1 protein-coding gene is annotated in these 350 nt (G+C 62.9%); it reads left to right on the top strand.

The window, feature by feature from the left end:
- Positions 1 to 350: immunoglobulin-like domain-containing protein (locus N8H74_RS29255; protein WP_262152182.1), on the top strand; the 350-nt coding region annotated here is incomplete at both ends.

Raw genomic sequence — 350 nt, 5'->3', positions numbered from 1 at the left:
GTCGCCGAGGGCGGTTCGATCATCTACACCGCTACCCTGACCAACGCTGCGGGCACCCCGGTGACTGTAACGCTGAGCAACGGCTCGACGATCACCATCGAAGCCGGTAAAACCACCGGCACGGTGACCGTTCCGGCTCCATCGGATGACGTCTACAAGGACGCCGGCCCGGTGCAGGCCACGATCACCAACGCTACCGGTGGCAACTTCGAAAATCTGGTGACCAGCAGTACACCAGCCGTAACCCAGGTCACTGACACCATCGACACCACTACCGTGAAGCTGACGGCGACCGCGTCGGCGGCTGAAGGTAGCACCGTCACCTACACCGCGACTGTCGGTGCGCCAGT

The organism is Pseudomonas sp. B2M1-30, from assembly GCF_025447575.1.
GTDB classification, from domain to species: domain Bacteria; phylum Pseudomonadota; class Gammaproteobacteria; order Pseudomonadales; family Pseudomonadaceae; genus Aquipseudomonas; species Aquipseudomonas botevensis.
The sequence above is the reverse complement of the archived record's forward strand: the minus strand, read 5'-3'. Positions and strand labels throughout refer to the sequence as shown.